The organism is Teichococcus rhizosphaerae (assembly GCF_002631185.1).
GTDB lineage: Bacteria > Pseudomonadota > Alphaproteobacteria > Acetobacterales > Acetobacteraceae > Pseudoroseomonas > Pseudoroseomonas rhizosphaerae.
Window position 1 is genome coordinate 1 of sequence record NZ_PDNU01000032.1, and the last position, 20404, is coordinate 20404.

Here is a 20404-nt window from a genome sequence, read left to right on the forward strand (position 1 = left end):
AGCGGAAGAGAGACAGGCGCCAGACATGGACAGCCAGAACATCCGCATCCGCCTCAAGGCGTTCGATCACCGCGTGCTGGATGGCAGCACGCGGGAGATCGTGAACACCGCGAAGCGGACGGGCGCGCGCGTGCGTGGGCCCATCCCGCTGCCGACGGAGATCGAGCGTTTCACCGTGAACCGCTCGCCGCACGTCGACAAGAAGAGCCGTGAGCAGTTCGAGATCCGGACTCATCGGCGTCTGCTTGATATCGTCGACCCCACCCCGCAGACCGTGGACGCGCTGATGAAGCTCGACCTGGCCGCCGGCGTGGACGTCGAGATCAAGCTCTAAGGCCCGGGGAGCAATCTGCCATGGCCGCGAAGAATGGTCGCACCGGCCTGATCGCGAAGAAGCTGGGCATGACCCGGCTGTTCAACGACGACGGCTCGACCGTGCCCGTCACCGTGCTGCACCTGGACCAGGTGCGCGTGGTGGCCACCCGCACGGAAGAGAAGGACGGTTACAATGCGGTTCAGCTTGGCTTCGGCCAGGCGAAGCCGAAGAACGTCTCGAAGCCCAACAAGGGTCACTTCGCCAAGGCGGGTGTCGAGGCGCCGAAGAAGGTCGTGGAGTTCCGCGTGGCGGCTGACGCCGTGCTGGAGCCCGGCGTGAAGCTCTCCGCGAATCACTTCGTGAAGGGCCAGATCGTCGACGTGACGGGCGCCTCGAAGGGCAAGGGGTTTGCCGGCGCCATGAAGCGCTGGAACTTCGCCGGCCTCGAGGCCTCGCACGGCGTGTCGATCTCGCACCGCAGCCACGGTTCGACGGGCAACCGTCAGGACCCTGGCAAGACCTTCAAGAACAAGAAGATGGCTGGCCATCTGGGCGTTGAGCGCGTGACCACGCAGAACCTGGAGGTCGCCGGCTTCGACCTCGACAAGGGGCTGCTGATGGTCAAGGGCGCGGTGCCTGGTGCGAAGGGCGGGTATGTGCTCGTGCGCGACGCGGTGAAGACCGCCCGCCACGCCGACGCGCCGTTCCCCGCGGCCGTGGCCTGAGGGTAAGGACATGCAGGTTCCTGTCATCACCCTGGACAACGGCCAGGCCGGCGAGATCGATCTGCCGGACGCGCTGTTCGCCGCCTCCCCCCGCGCCGACATCATGGCGCGCGTGGTGCACTGGCAGCTCGCCAAGCGCCGCGCCGGCACCCACAAGGTGAAGGGGATGGGCGAGGTTTCCGGGACGACCAAGAAGCCGTATCGGCAGAAGGGTACCGGTAACGCCCGCCAGGGCTCGCTCCGCGCGCCGCAGTTCCGCACCGGTGGTGTGGTGCACGGCCCCGTCGTGCGCGACCATGGCTACTCGCTGAACAAGAAGGTCCGCCGCCTGGGCCTGATCAGCGCGCTGAGCCAGAAGGCCGCCGAGGGCAAGCTGATCGTGCTCGACGCCGCCTCGCTGGGCGACGCCGCCAAGACCTCCGCCATGGCCTCCAAGGTCAAGGCGCTGGGCTGGAAGAGCGCGCTGGTGGTGGACGCCGCGGTCGAGGACGGCTTCGGCCGCGCCGTGCGCAACCTTCCGCATGTGAACGTGCTGCCCACCATGGGCGCCAACGTTTACGACATCCTGAAGCATGACGTGCTGGCGGTGACCCGCCAGGCCGTCGAGGCTCTGAAGGAGCGGCTGGCATGAGCGAGACCGCGACCAAGAAGAAGCCCGTGATCTCGCGCGAGAAGATGTATCTGACCATCCTCGCGCCGGTCATCACCGAGAAGGCCACCGGCCTCGCGGAGCAGAACCAGGTCACCTTCAAGGTGCCGCTGACCGCTTCCAAGCCGGAGATCAAGGCCTCGGTCGAGGGTCTGTTCGGGGTGACGGTCGTCACCGTGAACACCCTTGTCATGAAGGGCAAGACCAAGCGGGTGCGTGGCCGTGAGGGCCAGCGCTCCGACTGGAAGAAGGCGGTCGTCCGTCTGGCCGAGGGCCAGAGCATCGACCTCACCACGGGGCTCGCTTAACGCCATGGCGCTGAAGCACTTTAACCCGGTCACCCCCAGCCAGCGCGGCACGGTCCTGATCGACCGCTCCGAGCTGTACAAGGGCAAGCCGGTCAAGCAGCTGACGGAGGGCAAGAGCCACTCCGGCGGCCGCAACAATCATGGCCGCATCACCGTCCGGTTCCGGGGCGGCGGGCACAAGCAGAGCTACCGCGTCGTCGATTTCAAGCGCCGCAAGTTCGATGTGCCGGCCACCGTGGAGCGGCTGGAATACGACCCGAACCGCACCGCCTTCATCGCGCTGCTGAAGTACGAGGATGGCGAGCTCGCCTACATCCTCGCGCCGCAGCGCCTGAAGGTGGGCGACACGGTCGTGGCCGGTGAGCGCGTCGACATCAAGCCCGGCAACGCGATGCCGCTCGGCTCGATCCCGGTCGGCACGATCATCTACAACATCGAGATGAAGCCTGGCGCCGGCGGCAAGATCGCCCGCTCGGCCGGCACCTACGGGCAGCTCGTCGGCAAGGACGCCGGCTATGCCCAGGTGAAGCTGATGTCCGGCGAGCTGCGCCTGGTGCGCGGCGAGTGCATGGCCTCGATCGGTGCGGTGTCCAACCCGGACAACCAGAACCAGCACATCGGCAAGGCTGGCCGCTCGCGCTGGCTGGGCCGCAAGCCGCATCAGCGCGGCGTCGTCATGAACCCGGTCGACCACCCGCATGGTGGTGGCGAGGGCCGGACCTCGGGTGGCCGCCACCCGGTGACGCCGTGGGGCAAGCCCACCAAGGGCTACAAGACCCGCACCAACAAGCGCACGGACAAGCTGATCGTCCGTCGCCGCAACGTGACGAAGGGCTGACCGCGATGTCGCGCAGTGTCTGGAAGGGGCCGTTCGTTGACGGCTACCTGCTGAACAAGGCGGAAGCGGCCCGTGCCTCCACCCGCAACGAGATCATCAAGATCTGGTCGCGCCGGAGCACGATCCTGCCGCAGTTCGTCGGGCTGACCTTCGGTGTCTACAACGGCAAGAAGTTCATTCCCGTCCAGGTGTCCGAGAACATGGTGGGCCACAAGTTCGGCGAGTTCTCGCCGACGCGCACCTTCACCGGGCATTCCTCGGACAAGAAGGCGAAGCGGGGCTAAGCGATGAGCAAGCCAAAGCACGAGCGCACGCTCGCCGAGACCGAGGCGAAGGCCGTGACCCGGAACATCCGGGTCTCGCCCTACAAGCTCAACCTGGCCGCCGGGCTGATCCGTGGCAAGAAGGCGCAGGACGCGGTGGCGATCCTGACCTTCTCCAAGCGCCGCATCGCCCAGACGGTGAAGGCGACGCTGGAGAGCGCCATCGCGAACGCGGAGAACAACCACCAGCTCGACGTCGACCGCCTGGTCGTGTCGCGCGTGGAGGTGGGCCGCGCCATCGTGATGAAGCGCTTCCATGCGCGCGGCCGCGGCAAGGCGGCGCGGGTGGAGAAGTGGTTCAGCCACCTCTCCATCGTGGTTGCCGAGAAGCAGGCGGACGCCGAGCCGGCGCAGCAGGAGGCCGCGTAAACATGGGCCACAAAGTCAATCCGATCGGGCTGCGGCTCGGCATCAACCGGACCTGGGATTCCCGCTGGTTCGCCGATGCCGACTATTCCCGCCTGCTGCACGATGACCTGAAGCTTCGTAACACGCTGAAGTCGCGCCTGAAGGGCGCCGGCGTGTCGAAGGTCATCATCGAGCGTCCGGCGAAGAAGCCCCGCGTGACGATCCACGCCGCCCGTCCGGGCGTCGTGATCGGCAAGAAGGGCGCCGACATCGAGGTGCTGCGCAAGGACCTGGCGAAGCTCGCCGGGGCCGAGGTCGCGCTGAACATCGTCGAGATCCGCAAGCCGGAGATCGAGGCGCAGCTGGTGGCCGAGAGCATCGCCCAGCAGCTGGAGCGCCGCGTGGCGTTCCGCCGCGCGATGAAGCGCGCCGTGCAGTCCGCCATGCGCCTCGGCGCGGGCGGCATCCGGATCAATTGCGGCGGCCGCCTGGGCGGCGCCGAGATTGCCCGGATGGAGTGGTACCGCGAGGGCCGCGTGCCCCTGCACACCCTCCGCGCGGACATCGACTACGGCACGGCGACCGCGAAGACGACCTATGGCACCTGCGGTGTGAAGGTCTGGATCTTCAAGGGCGAGATCATGGCGCACGACCCGCTCGCGCAGGATAAGCGCGCGGCGGAGCAGGCGCCGCAGCGCTGAGGATAACGGACAATGCTTTCCCCGAAGCGCACGAAGTTCCGTAAGGCGCACAAGGGCCGCATCAAGGGCGTGGCGAAGGGCGGCTTCACGCTGTCCTTCGGCGGCTTTGGCCTGAAGGCTCTCGAGCCGGAGCGCGTCACCGCGCGCCAGATCGAGGCCGCGCGTCGTGCCATCACCCGCGCCATGAAGCGCCAGGGCCGGGTGTGGATCCGCATCTTCCCCGACGTTCCCGTCTCCACGAAGCCGGCGGAAGTCCGCATGGGTTCGGGCAAGGGCGCGCCGGAGTACTGGGCGGCCCGCGTCAAGCCTGGTCGCATCATGTTCGAGATCGACGGCGTCTCGCTCGAGACGGCGCGCGAGGCGCTGACCCTCGGCGCGGCCAAGCTGCCGATCAAGACCAAGCTCGTGACCCGCCTGGGCGCGGCGGAGGCCTGATCCTATGACCAAGATCGTGGATGTCCGCGCCAAGAGCGCGGACGAGCTCAAGGCGATGCTGCTGGACCTCCGCAAGGAGCAGTTCAACCTGCGCTTCCAGCGCGCGACAGGCCAGCTTGAGGCGGTTTCCCGCATCAAGGTGGTGCGCCGCGACATCGCCCGTGTTAAGACCGTCCTGGCCGAGCAGTCCCGCTCGGCCGCCAAGGCCTGACGAGGAGACCCCGGCTATGCCGAAGCGCGTCCTCACCGGGCGGGTGGTCAGCGACAAGATGGACAAGACCGTCACGGTCTTGGTCGAGCGTCGCGTGATGCACCCGCTCTACAAGAAGTTCATCCGGCGCTCCAAGAAGTACGCCGCGCATGACGACGCCAACCTGTGCAAGGAAGGCGACGTCGTGGCGATCGAGGAGTGCCGCCCGATCAGCAAGCGCAAGACCTGGCTGGTGATCGAGCGCAATGGCGCTGCGGTCGAGACCGCCGGCTTCACCGTGGGCGCCCCCGCGGCTGCCGACGCGCAGGCCTGAGAGTCGAGACTGACCGATGATCATCGTTGAGTCCAACCTCGAGGTCGCCGACAACTCGGGCGCGCGCCGCGTCCAGTGCATCAAGGTGCTAGGCGGCTCCAAGCGCCGCACCGCCTCGGTGGGCGACATCATCGTGGTGTCCGTGAAGGAAGCGATTCCCCGCGGCAAGGTGAAGAAGGGCGACGTGCAGCGCGCCGTGATCGTGCGGACGGCCTATCCCGTCCGCCGTCAGGACGGCACCGTCATCCGCTTCGATCGCAACGCGGCCGTGCTGCTGAACAAGCAGAACGAGCCGATCGGCACCCGCATCTTCGGGCCCGTCGTGCGCGAGCTGCGCGCGCGGAAGTTCATGAAGATCATCTCGCTGGCGCCGGAGGTTCTGTAATCCATGGCCGCGAAGATCAAGAAGGGCGACCGCGTCCAGATCCTGACGGGGAAGGACAAGGGCAAGCGCGGCGAAGTGCTGCGCGTGCTGCCGGAAGAGGGCCGTGCCGTGGTGCAGGGCCTGAACATGGTGAAGCGCCATACCAAGCCGAAGGGCATGGGCCAGCAGGGCGGCATCGTAGAGAAGGAGGCCTCGCTGCACCTCTCCAACGTTGCCCTGATCGACCCCAAGTCTGACAAGCCGACCCGCGTCGGCTTCAAGGTGCTTGAGGACGGCAAGAAGGTCCGGGTCGCGAAGGCCTCGGGCGAGGTGATCGACGCATGAGCGAGGCGAAGGAACTGCCCCGCCTCCAGCAGCATTATGCTGAGACGGTGCGCAAGGCCCTGGCGGAAGAGTTCGGCTACAAGAACCCGATGGAGGTTCCCAAGCTGAGCAAGATCGTCATCAACATGGGCGTGGGCGAGGCCGCGGGCGACCAGAAGAAGCTCGACGCCGCCCTGGCCGACCTGACGATGATCGCCGGCCAGAAGCCGGTGAAGACCCTGGCGAAGAAGGCGATCGCCGGCTTCAAGATCCGCCAGGGCCAGGCCATCGGCTGCAAGGTGACGCTGCGTCGCGCCCGGATGTTCGAGTTCCTCGACCGTCTGGTGACGATTGCGCTGCCGCGCATGCGTGACTTCCGCGGAATCCCTGGTAATAGGGGCTTCGACGGGCGGGGGAACTATTCCCTCGGCCTGAAGGAGCAGATCGTGTTCCCCGAGATCAGCTACGACAAGGTGGACGCGATCCGCGGCATGGACATCGTGTTCGTCACGACGGCGAAGACGGACAAGGAGGCCAAGGCCCTGCTGAAGGGCTTCGACCTTCCTTTCGTCAACTGAGTTTGGAAAACCGCCCTGGTACCCTGAGCCATGGGTGCCGGGCAGGTTCCGGAGGATTTAAACCGCATGGCCAAGACCTCGGCTGTCGAGAAGAACAAGCGCCGCGAGCGCCTCTCGAAGCTGCATTCCGCCAAGCGCGCCGCGCTGAAGGCCACGATCATGGATCGTGAGCTTCCGGTGGAGGAGCGCTTCGAGGCGACGCTGAAGCTGGCGGAGATGCCGCGCAATGCTTCGCGCGTTCGCGTCCGCCTGCGCTGTGAGCTGACTGGCCGCCCGCGCGGCAACTACCGCAAGTTCAAGCTGAGCCGTAACGCGCTCCGTGACCTGGCCTCGAACGGCCAGATCCCGGGGCTCGTCAAGGCCAGCTGGTAAGGGGGCCGCATGTCGCTGTCCGATCCGCTGGGCGATATGCTGACGCGCATCCGCAACGGGCACCGTGCCCGTAAGGCGCGCGTCTCGTCTCCCGCCAGCCGTCTTCGCGCCGATGTGCTCGAAGTCCTGAAGCGTGAAGGCTTCATCCGCGCCTACCGCGCCGAGCAGGTCCGCCCGGGCGTCAACGTGCTGGATATCGAGCTGAAGTACTCGGAGGGTGAGCCCGCCATCAAGGAGATCATGCGCGTCTCCAAGCCTGGCCGGCGCGTCTACTCCAAGATCAAGGAGCTGCCGAAGTTCTACAATGGGCTCGGCATCTCCATCCTCTCCACGCCGCGTGGCGTGATGAGCGACAACGAGGCCCGCGCTGCCAATGTCGGCGGCGAGGTCCTGTGCCGCGTGTTCTGAGGGAGGGATAGTCATGTCGCGCGTCGGCAAGTATCCCGTCACGGTTCCCGCCGGTGTTACGGTCGCTCTGAAGGACGGCACCATCTCCGCCAAGGGCAAGCTGGGCGAGCTTTCGCTCCCGCTGGTCACGGACGCGGTCGAGGTGAGCGTCGAGGACAACAAGGTCACGGTCAAGCCGCTGGGCTCCGACCGCCGTGCGCGCACCCTCTGGGGCACCACGCGGAGCCTGATCAACGGCATGGTGACCGGCGTCTCCGCCGGCTACTCCAAGTCCATGGAGATCACCGGCACGGGTTACCGCGCCGCGGTCCAGGGCAAGGAGCTGGTGCTGAACCTCGGCTACAGCCACGAGATCCGCTACGCGATCCCGGACGGCATCAAGATCACCACGGAGCGCCCGACCGCCATCAAGGTCGAGGGCGTGAACAAGCAGGTGGTCGGCCAGGTCGCCGCTGAGATCCGCGCCTTCCGCGGCCCCGAGCCGTACAAGGGCAAGGGCGTCCGGTACACGGACGAGGTGATCCTCCGGAAGGAGGGGAAGAAGAAGTAAGATGGCGAACAAGCTCAACCTGCTGGAGCGGCGGCGCGCGCGCCTGCGCTACCAGCTGCGCCTCAAGAGCGGTGGTCGGCCCCGTCTTTCGGTCTTCCGCTCCGGGAAGCACATCTACGCCCAGGTCATCGACGACAAGGCCGGCCGCACCCTCGCCGCCGCCTCGTCGCTGGAGAAGGTCCAGCGCGACAGCCTGCGCACGGGCGCGGACCGTTCGGCGGCCACGACCATCGGCAAGCTGCTGGCGGAGCGTGCTCTGGCGGCCGGCGTGACCGAGGTCGTGTTCGACCGTGGTCCCTATCTGTATCACGGCCGGGTGAAAGCCCTGGCGGACGGCGCCCGCGAGGGCGGGCTGTCGTTCTAAGGAGCACAGAATATGGCACGTGAACCGAGGAGCGGCGGCGGCGGTGACCGCGATCGCCGCGGCCGGGGTCCGGACCGCAACACCGAGCGCGAGCCGGGCGACGAGCTGAAGGACAAGCTGGTCACCATCAACCGCGTCGCCAAGGTGGTGAAGGGTGGCCGTCGCTTCTCCTTCGCCGCGCTGGTCGTGGTGGGCGACGAGAAGGGCCGCGTGGGCTGGGGCGCCGGCAAGGCGCGCGAGGTTCCGGAGGCGATCCGCAAGGCGACCGAGCGCGCCAAGCGGACGATGATCCGGGTGCCGATGCGCGAGGGCCGCACGCTGCATCACGACGTGATCGGCGAGTTCGGCGCCGGCCGCGTGATCCTGCGCGCGGCGCCCGCCGGTACCGGCATCATCGCCGGCGGCCCGATGCGCGCGGTGTTCGAGACGCTGGGCATGGGCGACGTCGTCGCCAAGTGCACCGGCACCACGAACCCGCACAACATGGTCAAGGCGACCTTCGCCGCCCTGACGCGCTCCACCAGCCCCCGGGCTGTGGCCGCGCGCCGTGGCAAGAAGGTGTCCGACCTGCTGGGCCCGCGCAAGGACGCGGAGCCGGCGGCGCAGGAGGCTGCCAGTGTCTGAGGCCAAGAAGACCGTTCGGGTGACGCAGGTCGCGTCCCCCATCGGCCGCAAGCCGGGCCAGCGCGAGACGCTGATCGGGCTGGGGCTCAACAAGATCCGCCGTACGCGCGAGCTGGAGGACACTCCGGCCGTGCGTGGCATGATCCGCAAGGTCGCGCACCTGATCCAGGTGGGCGAGACCACGGAGAAGTAAGATGAAGCTCAACGAGCTGCGCGACAACGAGGGCGCCCGCCTGAAGTTCAAGCGCGTCGGCCGTGGCATCGGGTCGGGCAAGGGCAAGACCTCGGGCCGCGGCGTGAAGGGCCAGAAGGCGCGCACCGGCGTGTCGCTGAACGGGTTCGAGGGCGGTCAGCTCCCGATCTACCGGCGGCTGCCGAAGCGGGGCTTCGTCAACCCGTTCCGCAAGGAATACGCGCCGCTGAACCTCCGCTCGCTCGACGCGGCGATCGAGTCGGGCCGCCTGCCGGCGGACCAGCCGATCGACGAGGCGGCGCTGGAGGCGGCCGGCCTGGTCCGCACCGGGGCCAAGGTGGCGGGCGTCCGCCTCCTGGCGCAGGGCGAGATCAAGCGCGCGGTGACCATCACGGTTTCCGGCGCCTCGGCGGCCGCCCGCGCGGCGATCGAGGCGGCGGGCGGCACCATCACGGTGCTGGTGCCGGCCAAGGAAGAGGCGCCCGCGGCGTAACGCTTGCGCCCCCCGCCCCCGGGGGGCTAGGTGATGCACGTCAGGGCTGGCAGCGGCGCCGCGGGAATTGCCCCCGGCGCCGCAGTCATGTTGTCCGCGTGAGAATGAAGGGCGAAATCATGGCGTCCGCCGCCGAACAGCTTGCGGCCAACCTCAATCTCGGCGTGCTGTCCAAGGCCACCGAGCTCAAGAAGCGCATCTGGTTCACGCTGGCCGCGCTGATCGTTTACCGCATCGGCACCTATGTGCCCGTGCCGGGCGTGGACGCCGCCGTGATGGCGGACATCCTGCGCCAGCATGGCGGCAGCATCCTGGGCATGTTCGACATGTTCACGGGTGGCGCGCTGGGCCGCATGACGGTCTTCGCGCTGAACATCATGCCGTACATCTCGGCCAGCATCATCATCCAGCTCATGAGCGCGGCGGTGCCGACGCTGGAAGCCCTCAAGAAGGAGGGCGAGTCGGGCCGGAAGAAGCTGAACCAGTACACGCGCTACCTGACGGTGCTGATCGCCGTCTTCCAGGCCTACGGCATCGCCGTCGGGCTGGAACAGATGCAGGGCAGCTTCGGTCCGGCGGTCTATGATGCCGGCCTGTTCTTCCGCCTCTCCTGCGTGGTGACCCTGGTGGGCGGCACCATGTTCCTGATGTGGCTGGGCGAGCAGATCACCGCCCGCGGCGTCGGCAACGGCATCAGCCTGATCATCTTCGCGGGCATCGTGGCGAACCTGCCCTCGGCGCTGGTGGCGACGCTGGAGCTGGGCCGCACGGGCGCGCTGTCGCCGGTGTTCATCATCGCCTTCCTGCTGATCGCGCTGGCCGTCATCGCCTTCGTGGTGTTCATGGAGCGCGCCCAGCGGCGCATCCCCATCCAGTACCCGAAGCGCCAGGTCGGCAACCGCATGTTCGGCGGCGAGAACACGCATCTGCCGCTGAAGCTGAACACGGCCGGCGTCATCCCGCCGATCTTCGCCTCCTCGCTGCTGTTGCTGCCGGCCACCTTCGCGGGCTTCGCGGCGGCCGATCCCACGGCCGATTCCTGGCTGCTGCGGGTGGCCAACGCGCTGGCGCACGGGCAGCCGCTCTACATGGCGCTCTATGTGGCGCTGATCGTCTTCTTCGCCTTCTTCTACACGGCCGTGGTGTTCAACCCGACCGAGACGGCGGACAACCTGAAGAAGCATGGCGGCTTCGTGCCCGGCATCCGCCCCGGCCAGGCCACGGCCGACTACCTCGACCGCGTGCTGACCCGCCTCACCGGCGTCGGCGCCATCTATCTCTGCATCGTCTGCCTGCTGCCCGAGATCCTGATCAGCCAGTATGGCGTGCCCTTCTATTTCGGCGGCACTTCCCTTCTGATCATCGTTTCGGTCACCATGGACACGGTGGCGCAGGTCCAGTCGCACCTGTTCGCCCACCAGTATGAGGGCCTGATCCGCAAGGCCCGCATGGGCGGCGGGCGCGGCGGCACGCCGCGGATCCGCTGAAGGGAAGGGGACGGAGCATGATGATGGCGGGAACCGAGTGCCGATGAACCTGATTCTGCTGGGGCCCCCGGGGGCCGGCAAGGGCACCCAGGCCAAGCGGCTGGAGGAGCGCCACGGCATCGCGCAGATCTCCACCGGGGACATGCTGCGGGCCGAGGTGAAGAGCGGCAGCGAGATCGGCCGCGAGGCCAAGGCGATCATGGAGCAGGGCGCCCTGGTGCCCGACGCCATCATCACCGCCATGCTGGCCAATCGCGTCTCGCAGCCCGACGCGGCGCGCGGCTTCATCCTGGACGGCTTCCCCCGCACCACGCCGCAGGCCGAGGCGCTGGACATCATGCTGCGCGACAAGGGCCTCCAGCTCGACCACGTGATCGAGCTGAAGGTGGATGACGCGGCGCTGGTCGAGCGCATCGCCGGCCGCTTCACCTGCGCCAGCTGCGGCGCCGGCTACCATGACAGCTTCAAGCCCACGGCGAAGCCCGGCGTGTGCGACAGCTGCGGCGGCACGGAGTTCGTCCGCCGCGCCGACGACAAGGCGGAAACCGTGGCCGCCCGGCTCGAGGCCTATCACCGCCAGACCGCGCCGCTGCTGCCCTATTACGAGGCGCAGGGGAAGCTGAGCCAGGTGGACGGCATGGCCTCGATGGACGAGGTGGCCCGCCAGGTCGAGGCGATCCTGTCGCGCTGAGCGGCCCGGCCATGCCGGCGGAGACGGAAAGGGGCGGTTCTTCCGCCCCTTTTTCATGCGGTCATTCCGGCTTGACTCCTGGGGCGCGCCCTCGCTAAACCCGCCGCTCTCGCGGACGGAGGCAACTCCGGCCGCGATGATGGCCGTGTCTGGGGCACTTGAACCCGGGCCGGTTGATCACCTTCGCCGGACACATTCTGCCGGTACCGAACGGGAGCCCCCGGGGCTCCAGGAGCAGGTCATCGATGGCACGCATTGCAGGCGTGAACATTCCTACCAACAAGCGCGTTCTCATTTCCCTTCGCTACATCTACGGCATCGGTCCGTCGAACGCGAAGGTGATCTGCGAGCAGCTCGGCATCCCCGAGGATCGCCGCGTCAACCAGCTGACGGATGAGGAGATCCTCAAGATCCGTGAGCTGATCGACCGCGAATACCGGGTCGAGGGCGATCTGCGTCGCGAGAACGCGATGAACATCAAGCGCCTGATGGACATGGCCTGCTACCGTGGCCTGCGTCACCGCAAGGGCCTGCCGGTCCGTGGCCAGCGCACCCATACCAATGCCCGCACGCGCAAGGGCAAGGCCGTGGCGATTGCCGGCAAGAAGAAGGTGACGAAGTAAGATGGCCCGTCAGCCCACCGGTCGTCCGCGCAAGAAGGAGCGCAAGAATATTGCCTCCGGCGTGGCGCACGTCCTCGCCTCCTTCAACAACACCATCGTCACCATCACCGACAGCCAGGGCAACGCCATCGCGTGGTCCTCGGCCGGCAGCCAGGGCTTCAAGGGCAGCCGCAAGTCGACCCCGTATGCCGCCCAGGTGGCCGCCGAGGATGCGGGCCGCAAGGCGCGCGAGCACGGCATGGAGACGCTGGAGATCATGGTCTCCGGGCCCGGCTCGGGGCGTGAGTCCGCCCTGCGCGCCCTGCAGGCCGTCGGCTTCTACGTGACGGCCATCAAGGACGTGACCCCCATCCCGCACAATGGCTGCCGTCCGCGCAAGCGGCGTCGGGTCTGAGGCGAGGCTGCAGGAGAAACCGTAGTGCTCGAGCGCAACTGGCGTTCCCTGATCCGTCCCGAGAAGCTCGACGTCGAGCCTGGGGCCGACCCTTCGCGCGTCGCGACGGTGGTGGCGGAGCCGCTCGAGCGCGGCTTCGGCATGACCCTCGGCAACGCGCTGCGGCGCGTGCTGCTGTCGTCGCTGCAGGGTGCGGCGGTCACCGCCATCCGCATCGATGGCGCGCTGCATGAGTTCTCCAGCCTGCAGGGTGTGCGGGAGGATGTCACCGACATCGTCCTGAACATCAAGCGCCTGGCCATCCGGATGCAGGGCGAGGGCGCCAAGCGCCTGCAGCTCACCGCCTCCGGCCCCGGCGAGGTGACGGCGGGGCAGATCCAGACCACCGGCGACATCGAGATCGCCAACCCGGATCTGGTCATCTGCACGCTCGACGACGGCGCCAAGCTGTCGATGGAGCTGACCGTCGATGTGGGCAAGGGCTATGTGCCCGCCTCCGAGAACCGCCCCGAGGACGCCCCCATCGGGCTGATCCCCGTGGATGCCATCTATTCCCCCGTCCGCCGCGTGGCGTACCAGGTGCAGCCGACCCGCGTCGGCCAGCGCACCGACTACGACAAGCTGGTGCTGACGGTGGAGACGGACGGCACGGTGGCGCCCGACGACGCGGTGGCGCTCGCCGCCCGCATCCTGCAGGACCAGCTGCAGCTCTTCATCAACTTCGATGAGCCGCGCGAGCGCAAGGTGGAGGAGGTGCAGGACGACCTGCCCTTCAACCGCAACCTGCTGCGCAAGGTGGATGAGCTGGAGCTGTCGGTCCGCAGCGCGAACTGCCTGAAGAACGACAACATCGTCTATATTGGCGATCTCGTTCAGAAGACCGAGCAGGAAATGCTGCGCACGCCGAACTTCGGCCGCAAGTCGCTGAATGAAATCAAGGAAGTCCTCGCCTCCATGGGGCTCTCGCTCGGCATGACCGTGCCGGGCTGGCCGCCGGAGAACATCGAGGACCTCGCGAAGAAGATCGAAGAGCCGTTCTGATTTTCGGCCACCTGAAGGAATAGGACCATGCGTCACGGGGTTGCCGGCCGGAAGCTCGGCGTCACCTCCACCCACCGTATTGCGATGCTCCGCAATATGGCGACCAGCCTGCTCAAGCACGAGCAGATCACCACGACGCTGCCGAAGGCCAAGGAGCTGCGCCCCTATGTGGAGCGCATCATCACCCTCGGCAAGCGCGGCGACCTGCACGCGCGCCGCCAGGCCTACGCGCAGATCATGGACAAGAAGGTGGTGGACAAGCTCTTCACCACCATCGCCGACCGCTACAAGACGCGCCAGGGTGGCTACACCCGCGTCCTGAAGGCCGGCATCCGCTACGGTGATGCCGCCGACATGGCGGTGATCGAGCTGGTGGAGCGCGACGTCGCGGCCAAGGGCCAGGATTCCGGCCCGAAGCCCGAGGTCGTCGAGACCGAGGGCCAGCAGGACGCGGCGTAAGCCGCTTCTGCCACGGCAGGATTGAGCGGAGGGGGCGGATGGGCGACCATCCGCCCTTTCTGCGTCCGGCCCCGCCCCTTGCGGCGCGGCGCGGCGCAGGGCTTGATGCCGGCCACAGCGACTGGCCAGAGCGGCCCGTCACGGCGGCCCGTCACCGCGGAAGGAGCGCCCCGCCATGCGTGTCTCGGTCGTGCAGATGAACCCCGGCCACGACAAGGCCGAAAACATCGCCCAGGCCGGCCGGCTGATCGAGGCGGCCATCGCCGCGGACCGCCCTGGCCTCGTGGCGCTGCCGGAGATGTGGACCTGCCTCGGCGGCGACCGCGCTACCCGCCTCGCCGCGGCCGAGGCGCTGCCGCCCGAGGGCTCCGGCGCGCCGGGTGGCGAGGCCTATGAGTTCCTGCGCGGCCTGGCGCGGCGCCACGGCATCCACATCCATGGCGGGAGCCTGGCGGAAAGCGGCGCCGAGGGGGGGCGGCTGTTCAACACCACCCTGGCCTTCGGGCCGGATGGCACGGAGCTGGCGCGCTACCGCAAGATCTTCCTGTTCGACATCACCCGCCCCGACGGCACCGGCCACCGCGAAAGCAACACCTATGCGGCGGGGGAGGCGGTCGTCACCTACCAGGCGGGGGATGTGCGCGTCGGCTGCGCCATCTGCTACGACATCCGCTTTCCCGAGCTGTTCCTGGCGCTGCGGCGGCAGGGAGCGGAGCTGATCCTGCTGCCTTCCGCCTTCACGCTGGAAACCGGCAAGGACCATTGGGAGCCGCTGCTGCGGGCGCGCGCCATCGAGACGCAGTGCTGGCTGGCCGCCCCCGCCACCTGGGGCCAGCACCAGGAGCGGGCGGGGCCGCGCCGCACCTATGGCCATTCCCTGGTGGTCGACCCCTGGGGCCATGTGGTGGCCCGCGCCAGCGACGGCAAAGGCTGGGCCACGGCCCGGCTCGACGCCGCGCTCACCGCCCGGCTGCGCCGCGACATGCCGGTGCTGGAGCACCGGGACGCGGCGCGGATGCGCGGGCCATGACCGCCGCGCTGCTGGGCGGCGGCCATGGCGGCGACATGCCCGACCTGCCGCGGGACCTGCACGGTCGCATCGCCTTCCTCGCCGCCCCCACCGAGGTGGCGGAATCGGCCCGCGCCCACTTCACCGCGCTGCATGGCGACGCCGCGCCGGAGGAGGCGGCGGTGATCGTGGCGCTGGGGGGCGACGGCTTCATGCTGGAAACGCAGCACCGCTTCCTCGGCCGCAACCTGCCCGTCTATGGCATGAACTGCGGCAGCGTCGGCTTCCTGATGAACGCCTTCCACCCGGAGAACCTGCCGGGGCGGCTGGCCGTGGCGCAGTCCGCCACGCTGCACCCGCTGCGGATGCGGGCGGTGGACGCCACCGGCACGATGCGCGAGGCGCTGGCCATCAACGAGGTCTCGCTGCTACGCGAGACGCGGCAGGCGGCCAAGATCCGCATCCTGGTCGATGGCAAGGAGCGGATGCCGGAGCTGATCTGCGACGGCATCCTGGTGGCGACGCCCGCCGGCAGCACCGCCTACAACCTCTCGGCCTATGGCCCGATCGTGCCGCTCGGCGCCAACCTGCTGCCGATGACGCCGATCTCCGCCTTCCGCCCCCGGCGCTGGCGGGGCGCGCTGCTGCCCTCGGACGCCGTGGTGCTGCTGCAGATCCTGGAGCCCGCCAAGCGCCCCGTGGCCGCGGTGGCGGACAATGTGGAGGTGCGCGACATCCGCTCGGTGGAGGTGCGGGAGGATCGCGGCCTGCGCATGACCATGCTGTTTGACCCCGACCATGGCCTGTCCGAGCGGATCATCGCGGAACAGTTCACCGTGTGATCCGGTGCGCCGCTTCCGGCGGCCGGCACGCGGGCGCTATCGTAACGGCATTCCAACGAAACCCCGGGAGGGACGGGAATGTCGGACATCATCTCGCGGCGCCTGGCCCTGGCCATGCCGGCGCTGCTGCTGGGCGCGCTGCCGGCGGGCCGGGCCGGCCGGGCGCAGGGCGGCTTTCCCGCCCGGCCCGTGCGCCTCATCGTCCCCTACACGCCGGGCGGCGTTTCCGACATCACGGCGCGGCTGATGGCCGAGCCGCTGGCGGCGAAATGGGGCTTCCCCGTGCCGGTGGAGAACCGCCCCGGCGCCGACGGCATCATCGGCAGAGGCGGTGGCGCGCGCGGCGCCGGATGGCCACACCCTGGCGCTGGTCTCGGTGGGGCACCCGGTGAACGCGGCCTTCTACAGGCTGCCCTACGACACCATGGCCGATTTCAGCTTCGTCACCCTGACCACGCGCACGCCGCTGGTGCTCTGCGCGGCGCCGGGCTTCGCCCCCTCCACGCCGGAGGAGCTGGTGCGCCACGCGCGGGGCAGGCCGCCGGGCGCGGTCACCTTCGCGGGCACGAGCGGCGTGGTGCGGCTGGCGCCGGTGCTGTTCGCGCAGCGCGCAGGGGTGGAGTTCACCTATGTGCCCTACCGCGGCAGCACCTAGGCGCATCCGGACCTGATGTCGGGCCGGGTGGACATCATGTTCGACACCGTGCCGGCGGCGCTGGCGCATATCCGGTCGGGCAAGCTGAAGGCGCTGGCCACCACCGGGGCCGGGCGCGCGCCGCAGCTGCCCGAGGTGCCGACCCTCGGCGAGGCGGCCATGCCGGGCTTCGAGGCGAGCACCTGGGGCGTGGTGATCGGCCCCGCCGGGCTGCCGCCCGCCCTGCTGGCGAAGCTCTCGGCCGACTGCGCGGAGGCGCTGCGCCAGCATGCCGTGGCGGAGCGCCATGCCGCGCTCGGCGCCGCCATCGGGACCTCCTCCCCGGAGGAGACGCGCGCCTTCGTGCGGGCGGAACTCGGGAAATGGGGCGATGCCGCCCGCAAGGCCGGCATCGAGCCGCAGGCGATGGGCTGAGCGCCAGGCGGCAAGGTCACCCCGGGGGAGCCTCCTCCCCCGGGGGCTCCGCTCAGTCGGCCTTCCGCACGCCCATGGCGACGGTGCGCTCATCCATGCGCGGCGTGTAGGCGAGGCCCTTCCGCACCGCCCAGGTGTTCACCAGCTGGTAGAGCGGCGTGATGGCCACCTCGTCCATGGCGAACTTCACCGCCTCCTGGAGCAGCTTCTCGCGCTGCTCGTCGTCGATGGTGGCGGCGGCCCGCGCCGTCATCGCGTCCAGCTCGGGGTTGGAGTAGCGGCCGGAGTTGCTGGCGCCGGTGCGCTTCTCGCGGTCATAGGTGCCGATGATGTTGACCAGCAGATAGCTGGCCTCGCCGGTGGTGCTGCCCCAGCCGGAAAGCCGCATGCCGAATTCCTGCCGGTTGGAGCGGACCGAGAAGGTGGTCCAGGGCAGCGCCTCCACCTGGGTCTGCACGCCGATGCGGGTCCACATCTGCGCCACGGCCTGGGCGGTCTTGGCGTCGTTCGGGTAGCGGTCGTTCGGGCTGTGCAGGGTCATCTTGAAGCCCTGCGGGAAGCCGGCCTCGGCCAGCAGCTTCTTCGCCCCGTCCAGGTCATAGGCGGGGGGCTTCACGTCGGGGTTGTAGCCGAAGGTACCGGGCGGCAGCCACTGGCCGGTGGGCTGGGCGGTGCCCTCCATGATGCGCTCGGCCAGCGCCTCGCGCTGGATCGCCATGGACAGGGCGCGGCGCACGCGCACGTCCTGGAAGGGGTTGCTGGGCAGCGGCTTGCCGGCGTTGTCGGTGACGAAGGGCACCTCGCCGCTGCGCGAGAAGTCGGCCATCAGGTAGATCAGCCGCACGCCCTGGATCTCGGAGAGGGTGATGCGGCTGTCGCGGCGGAGCTTGGCGATGTCGGTGGAGGGAACCTGGTCGATCACATCCACGTCGCCCGCCAGGATGGCGGCGCTGCGCCCGCCATCATTGCCGATGAAGCGGAAATTGACCTTCTCCCAGGGCTCCTTCTCGCCCCAGTAGGCGTCGTTGCGCACCAGCTCGGCGCGGTCGCCGGGGCGGTAGGCCTGCAGCCGGTAGGGGCCGGTGCCGATGGCGGCCTTGCCGGAATTGTAGTCCTCGGTGCTGGCATTCTCGCCGGCGTGGCGGGAGATGATGGAGATGGCGCCCAGCTCCACCGGCAGCAGCGGGTGGGGCGCCGCGGTGTGGAAGCGGACGGTGAGGGGATCGACCACCTCGACCTTGGTGATGGCGCGCACGAAGCCGCCCATGCCGCCCGGGCTGTTCGGCACGTTGGGGGCGCGGGCGATGCTGAAGGCCACGTCGTCGGCGGTGAAGTCCCGGCCATCGTGCCACTTCACGCCCGAGCGGAGCTTGAACTCCCACAGCGTCGGCTCCACCGCGCGCCAGCTCTCGGCCAGCATCGGGTAGGGCTGCGCATTGGCGTCGCGGCCCACGAGATAGTCGAAGATGTGCATCGCCAGCGAGTGATTCGGCGAGGCGTTGTAGAAATGCGGGTCGGCCGAGGTGATGGCGCCGCCGATGCCGATGTTGAGCGTCTGCGCGCCAACCGGCTGGACTGCGGCCGCCAGGGCCAGCGGGGCCGCCAGCAAAGTAGCGCGCAGCGATATTCTCGTTGTCATTTCCAGCTTCTCCCGAGGTCACTGAAGATTCACCAACCTAGCGACCCTGGGACGCTCCTGCTACACTCGGCCGTGAAAGAGGGTAAACCTCCCGGGGGACGGTATCATGATGATCAGCATGCGGGCGGCCGCGATGGCCGCCGTTTCGGCGTTTGGGCTGAGCCTCGCCGCGCCGGTGGCCTCGGCGCAGAACCTCACCATGGCGGTGGGGGCGCAGGTCACCTCGCTCGACCCTCACTACCACGCCCTGTCGCCCAACCTGGCGGTGGCGACGATGCTCTTCGACACCCTGACGGCGTTCGACGCGGAGGCGCGGGTCGAGCCCGGCCTGGCGGAGAGCTGGCGGGTGGTGGAGCCCACGGTGTGGGAGTTCAAGCTCCGCCCGGGCGTCAAGTTCCACAACGGCAACGCCTTCACCGCCGAGGACGTGGCCTTCACCATCGCGCGCGTGCCGACGGTGCCCAACAGCCCGTCCTCCTACGCGATCTACACCCGCGCCATCGAGCGCGTGGAGATCGTCGATCCGCTGACGGTGCGCCTCCACACCCGCACCCCCTATCCGGTGCTGCCGAACGATCTCGGCCAGGTCGCGATCCTCGACAAGGAGACGCATGAGGGCGCCTCCACCGAGGACTTCAACAGCGGCAAGGTGGCGGTGGGCACCGGCCCGTTCCGCTACGTGAACTTCCGCTCGGGCGACCGGCTGGAACTGGAGCGCAACGACGCCTACTGGGGCGACAAGCCGCACTGGGCGAAGGTGAGCTACCGCATCCTGCCCAACGACGCCTCGCGCACCGCGGCGCTGCTGGCCGGCGACGTGGACTTCATCGACCAGGTGCCGACCAGCGACCTCGCCAGCCTGCGCCGCAGCGACAAGGTCCACCTCGCCGAGAAGGACGGGCTGCGCATCATCTTCCTGGCGCTGGACCACCAGCACCCCGAGGGCTCGCCGCAGATCGCGGATGCCGAGGGCAAGCCGCTCGGCAAGAACCCGCTGCACGACCTGCGGGTGCGCCGCGCCCTGTCCATCGCCATCGACCGGCCGGCCATCGCCAGCCGCGTGATGGAGGGCACCTCGATGCCCTCCGGCCAGTTCCTGCCGCCCACCGCCTTCGGCGCCATCCCCGACCTCGCCGCGCCCAAGACGGATCCCGATGCGGCGAAGAAGCTGCTGGCCGAGGCCGGCTACCCGAACGGCTTCCGCATCACGCTGAGCGGCCCGAACGACCGCTACATGAACGACGCCCGCATCGTGCAGGCGATCGGCCAGATGTGGACCCGCATCGGCGTGCGCACCCAGGTGGATGCGCAGCCCTGGACCACCTTCATCGGCCGCGCCGGCCGCCAGGAGCTGTCCGCCTTCCTGGTCGGCTGGGGCAGCTCCTCCGGCGAGGCGTCGAACCCGCTGCGTTCGCTCGTCGCCGGCTTCGACCGTGACAAGGGCTTCGGCACCTCCAATCGCGGACGCTATTCCAACCCCGAGGTGGACGCCAAGCTCGAGGCCGCGCTGCGCGAGCTCGACGACACCAAGCGCGAGGCGCTGCTGCGCGACGCGACCCGGCTTGCCATGGAGGATGTCGCCATCATCCCGATCCACATTCAGAAGAACCTCTGGGCCATGCGGCCGACGCTGCGGCACGACAGCCGCGCCGACGAGCTGACCCGCGCGCAGGACGTGCGCCCGGCCCCCGCCCAGCCCGCGGCGCGCTGACG

The 20404-nt window shown here is 68.9% G+C and carries 31 protein-coding genes and 1 pseudogene; 31 read left to right on the forward strand and 1 reads right to left on the reverse strand.

Translation table 11 applies throughout. The features are described 5' to 3' along the window. Positions 1-25: 25 nt before the first annotated feature. The 30 genes and pseudogenes from rpsJ (at position 26) to CR162_RS22885 (ending at position 17052) form a co-directional block, all read left to right on the forward strand. Positions 26-334 (forward strand): 30S ribosomal protein S10, encoded by a 309-nt coding sequence (rpsJ, locus tag CR162_RS15350; RefSeq protein WP_007004401.1) that lies wholly within the window; start codon positions 26-28, stop codon positions 332-334. 20 nt (positions 335-354) lie between these two features. Then, positions 355-1041 (forward strand): 50S ribosomal protein L3, encoded by a 687-nt coding sequence (gene rplC, locus CR162_RS15355; protein ID WP_099096417.1) that lies wholly within the window; start codon positions 355-357, stop codon positions 1039-1041. Between the two features lie 10 nt (positions 1042-1051). After that, positions 1052-1672, forward strand: coding sequence for a 50S ribosomal protein L4 (rplD, locus tag CR162_RS15360; RefSeq protein WP_099096418.1), 621 nt, complete (start codon positions 1052-1054; stop codon positions 1670-1672). Between the two features lie 29 nt (positions 1673-1701). Next, positions 1702-1998: a 50S ribosomal protein L23 gene (locus CR162_RS15365; protein WP_456316220.1), complete on the forward strand. Its 297-nt coding sequence runs from the start codon at positions 1702-1704 to the stop codon at positions 1996-1998. A gap of 4 nt (positions 1999-2002) precedes the next feature. After that, positions 2003-2836, forward strand: a complete 834-nt coding sequence (rplB, locus tag CR162_RS15370) for a 50S ribosomal protein L2 (protein WP_099096420.1) — start codon at positions 2003-2005, stop codon at positions 2834-2836. Positions 2837-2841: 5 nt separating this feature from the next. Continuing rightward, positions 2842-3120: a 30S ribosomal protein S19 gene (gene rpsS, locus CR162_RS15375; RefSeq protein WP_007004406.1), complete on the forward strand. Its 279-nt coding sequence runs from the start codon at positions 2842-2844 to the stop codon at positions 3118-3120. A gap of 3 nt (positions 3121-3123) precedes the next feature. Next, complete coding sequence (gene rplV, locus CR162_RS15380; RefSeq protein WP_099096421.1) at positions 3124-3528, forward strand: 50S ribosomal protein L22; 405 nt, start codon at positions 3124-3126, stop codon at positions 3526-3528. Positions 3529-3530: 2 nt separating this feature from the next. Next, complete coding sequence (gene rpsC, locus CR162_RS15385; RefSeq protein WP_099096422.1) at positions 3531-4208, forward strand: 30S ribosomal protein S3; 678 nt, start codon at positions 3531-3533, stop codon at positions 4206-4208. 12 nt (positions 4209-4220) lie between these two features. After that, entirely contained in the window at positions 4221-4643 is a 423-nt protein-coding gene (rplP, locus tag CR162_RS15390) for a 50S ribosomal protein L16 (RefSeq protein ID WP_099096423.1), read from the forward strand. A 4-nt stretch (positions 4644-4647) separates the two neighbouring features. After that, entirely contained in the window at positions 4648-4854 is a 207-nt protein-coding gene (rpmC, locus tag CR162_RS15395; RefSeq protein ID WP_099096424.1) for a 50S ribosomal protein L29, read from the forward strand. A 16-nt stretch (positions 4855-4870) separates the two neighbouring features. Continuing rightward, positions 4871-5167, forward strand: coding sequence for a 30S ribosomal protein S17 (rpsQ, locus tag CR162_RS15400; protein ID WP_099096425.1), 297 nt, complete (start codon positions 4871-4873; stop codon positions 5165-5167). A 16-nt stretch (positions 5168-5183) separates the two neighbouring features. Continuing rightward, positions 5184-5552 (forward strand): 50S ribosomal protein L14, encoded by a 369-nt coding sequence (gene rplN / locus CR162_RS15405; RefSeq protein ID WP_099096426.1) that lies wholly within the window; start codon positions 5184-5186, stop codon positions 5550-5552. 3 nt (positions 5553-5555) lie between these two features. Then, on the forward strand, positions 5556-5876 hold the full coding sequence (rplX, locus tag CR162_RS15410) for a 50S ribosomal protein L24 (protein ID WP_007004413.1): 321 nt from the start codon (positions 5556-5558) through the stop codon (positions 5874-5876). Further along, the gene (gene rplE, locus CR162_RS15415) at positions 5873-6433 is read left to right on the forward strand and encodes a 50S ribosomal protein L5 (RefSeq protein ID WP_099096427.1); all 561 of its coding nucleotides are present in this window, start codon (positions 5873-5875) and stop codon (positions 6431-6433) included. The genes rplX and rplE overlap by 4 nt, the downstream gene beginning before the upstream one ends. A gap of 66 nt (positions 6434-6499) precedes the next feature. Further along, positions 6500-6805: a 30S ribosomal protein S14 gene (gene rpsN, locus CR162_RS15420; RefSeq protein WP_099096428.1), complete on the forward strand. Its 306-nt coding sequence runs from the start codon at positions 6500-6502 to the stop codon at positions 6803-6805. Positions 6806-6814: 9 nt separating this feature from the next. Beyond that, the gene (rpsH, locus tag CR162_RS15425) at positions 6815-7213 is read left to right on the forward strand and encodes a 30S ribosomal protein S8 (protein ID WP_099096429.1); all 399 of its coding nucleotides are present in this window, start codon (positions 6815-6817) and stop codon (positions 7211-7213) included. A gap of 13 nt (positions 7214-7226) precedes the next feature. Continuing rightward, on the forward strand, positions 7227-7763 hold the full coding sequence (rplF, locus tag CR162_RS15430) for a 50S ribosomal protein L6 (RefSeq protein ID WP_099096430.1): 537 nt from the start codon (positions 7227-7229) through the stop codon (positions 7761-7763). 1 nt (position 7764) lies between these two features. Then, positions 7765-8127 (forward strand): 50S ribosomal protein L18, encoded by a 363-nt coding sequence (gene rplR, locus CR162_RS15435; protein ID WP_099096431.1) that lies wholly within the window; start codon positions 7765-7767, stop codon positions 8125-8127. Positions 8128-8139: 12 nt separating this feature from the next. Beyond that, complete coding sequence (rpsE, locus tag CR162_RS15440; protein WP_099096432.1) at positions 8140-8751, forward strand: 30S ribosomal protein S5; 612 nt, start codon at positions 8140-8142, stop codon at positions 8749-8751. Then, the gene (gene rpmD, locus CR162_RS15445; protein ID WP_099096433.1) at positions 8744-8944 is read left to right on the forward strand and encodes a 50S ribosomal protein L30; all 201 of its coding nucleotides are present in this window, start codon (positions 8744-8746) and stop codon (positions 8942-8944) included. Before rpsE ends, rpmD begins: the two co-directional genes overlap by 8 nt. A 1-nt stretch (position 8945) precedes the next feature. Then, positions 8946-9437: a 50S ribosomal protein L15 gene (rplO, locus tag CR162_RS15450; RefSeq protein ID WP_099096434.1), complete on the forward strand. Its 492-nt coding sequence runs from the start codon at positions 8946-8948 to the stop codon at positions 9435-9437. A 119-nt stretch (positions 9438-9556) separates the two neighbouring features. Continuing rightward, on the forward strand, positions 9557-10924 hold the full coding sequence (gene secY, locus CR162_RS15455) for a preprotein translocase subunit SecY (RefSeq protein ID WP_099096435.1): 1368 nt from the start codon (positions 9557-9559) through the stop codon (positions 10922-10924). 43 nt (positions 10925-10967) lie between these two features. Then, on the forward strand, positions 10968-11615 hold the full coding sequence (locus CR162_RS15460; protein ID WP_099096436.1) for an adenylate kinase: 648 nt from the start codon (positions 10968-10970) through the stop codon (positions 11613-11615). 245 nt (positions 11616-11860) lie between these two features. Beyond that, positions 11861-12238 carry a 30S ribosomal protein S13 gene (gene rpsM / locus CR162_RS15465; RefSeq protein ID WP_099096437.1) on the forward strand — a complete coding sequence of 126 codons (378 nt, stop codon included), beginning with the start codon at positions 11861-11863 and terminating at the stop codon, positions 12236-12238. 1 nt (position 12239) lies between these two features. Next, positions 12240-12632, forward strand: coding sequence for a 30S ribosomal protein S11 (gene rpsK, locus CR162_RS15470; RefSeq protein ID WP_099096438.1), 393 nt, complete (start codon positions 12240-12242; stop codon positions 12630-12632). Between the two features lie 24 nt (positions 12633-12656). Next, positions 12657-13673 carry a DNA-directed RNA polymerase subunit alpha gene (locus CR162_RS15475; RefSeq protein ID WP_099096439.1) on the forward strand — a complete coding sequence of 339 codons (1017 nt, stop codon included), beginning with the start codon at positions 12657-12659 and terminating at the stop codon, positions 13671-13673. 27 nt (positions 13674-13700) lie between these two features. Further along, the gene (gene rplQ / locus CR162_RS15480; RefSeq protein WP_099096440.1) at positions 13701-14132 is read left to right on the forward strand and encodes a 50S ribosomal protein L17; all 432 of its coding nucleotides are present in this window, start codon (positions 13701-13703) and stop codon (positions 14130-14132) included. Positions 14133-14307: 175 nt separating this feature from the next. Next, a complete protein-coding gene (locus CR162_RS15485) occupies positions 14308-15162 on the forward strand; it encodes a carbon-nitrogen hydrolase family protein (protein WP_099096441.1) in 855 nt (284 codons plus the stop codon). Continuing rightward, positions 15159-15983, forward strand: coding sequence for an NAD kinase (locus tag CR162_RS15490; protein WP_176559869.1), 825 nt, complete (start codon positions 15159-15161; stop codon positions 15981-15983). Before CR162_RS15485 ends, CR162_RS15490 begins: the two co-directional genes overlap by 4 nt. A 376-nt stretch (positions 15984-16359) precedes the next feature. Then, a pseudogene (locus CR162_RS22885) lies at positions 16360-17052 on the forward strand (tripartite tricarboxylate transporter substrate-binding protein). A gap of 52 nt (positions 17053-17104) precedes the next feature. Here the strand turns inward: CR162_RS22885 and CR162_RS15505 are convergent. Continuing rightward, positions 17105-18691 carry an ABC transporter substrate-binding protein gene (locus CR162_RS15505; protein WP_099096444.1) on the reverse strand — a complete coding sequence of 529 codons (1587 nt, stop codon included), beginning with the start codon at positions 18689-18691 and terminating at the stop codon, positions 17105-17107. Positions 18692-18797: 106 nt separating this feature from the next. Between CR162_RS15505 and CR162_RS15510 the strand changes: the two genes are divergently transcribed. Further along, entirely contained in the window at positions 18798-20402 is a 1605-nt protein-coding gene (locus CR162_RS15510) for an ABC transporter substrate-binding protein (protein WP_099096445.1), read from the forward strand. Positions 20403-20404 lie beyond the last annotated feature (2 nt).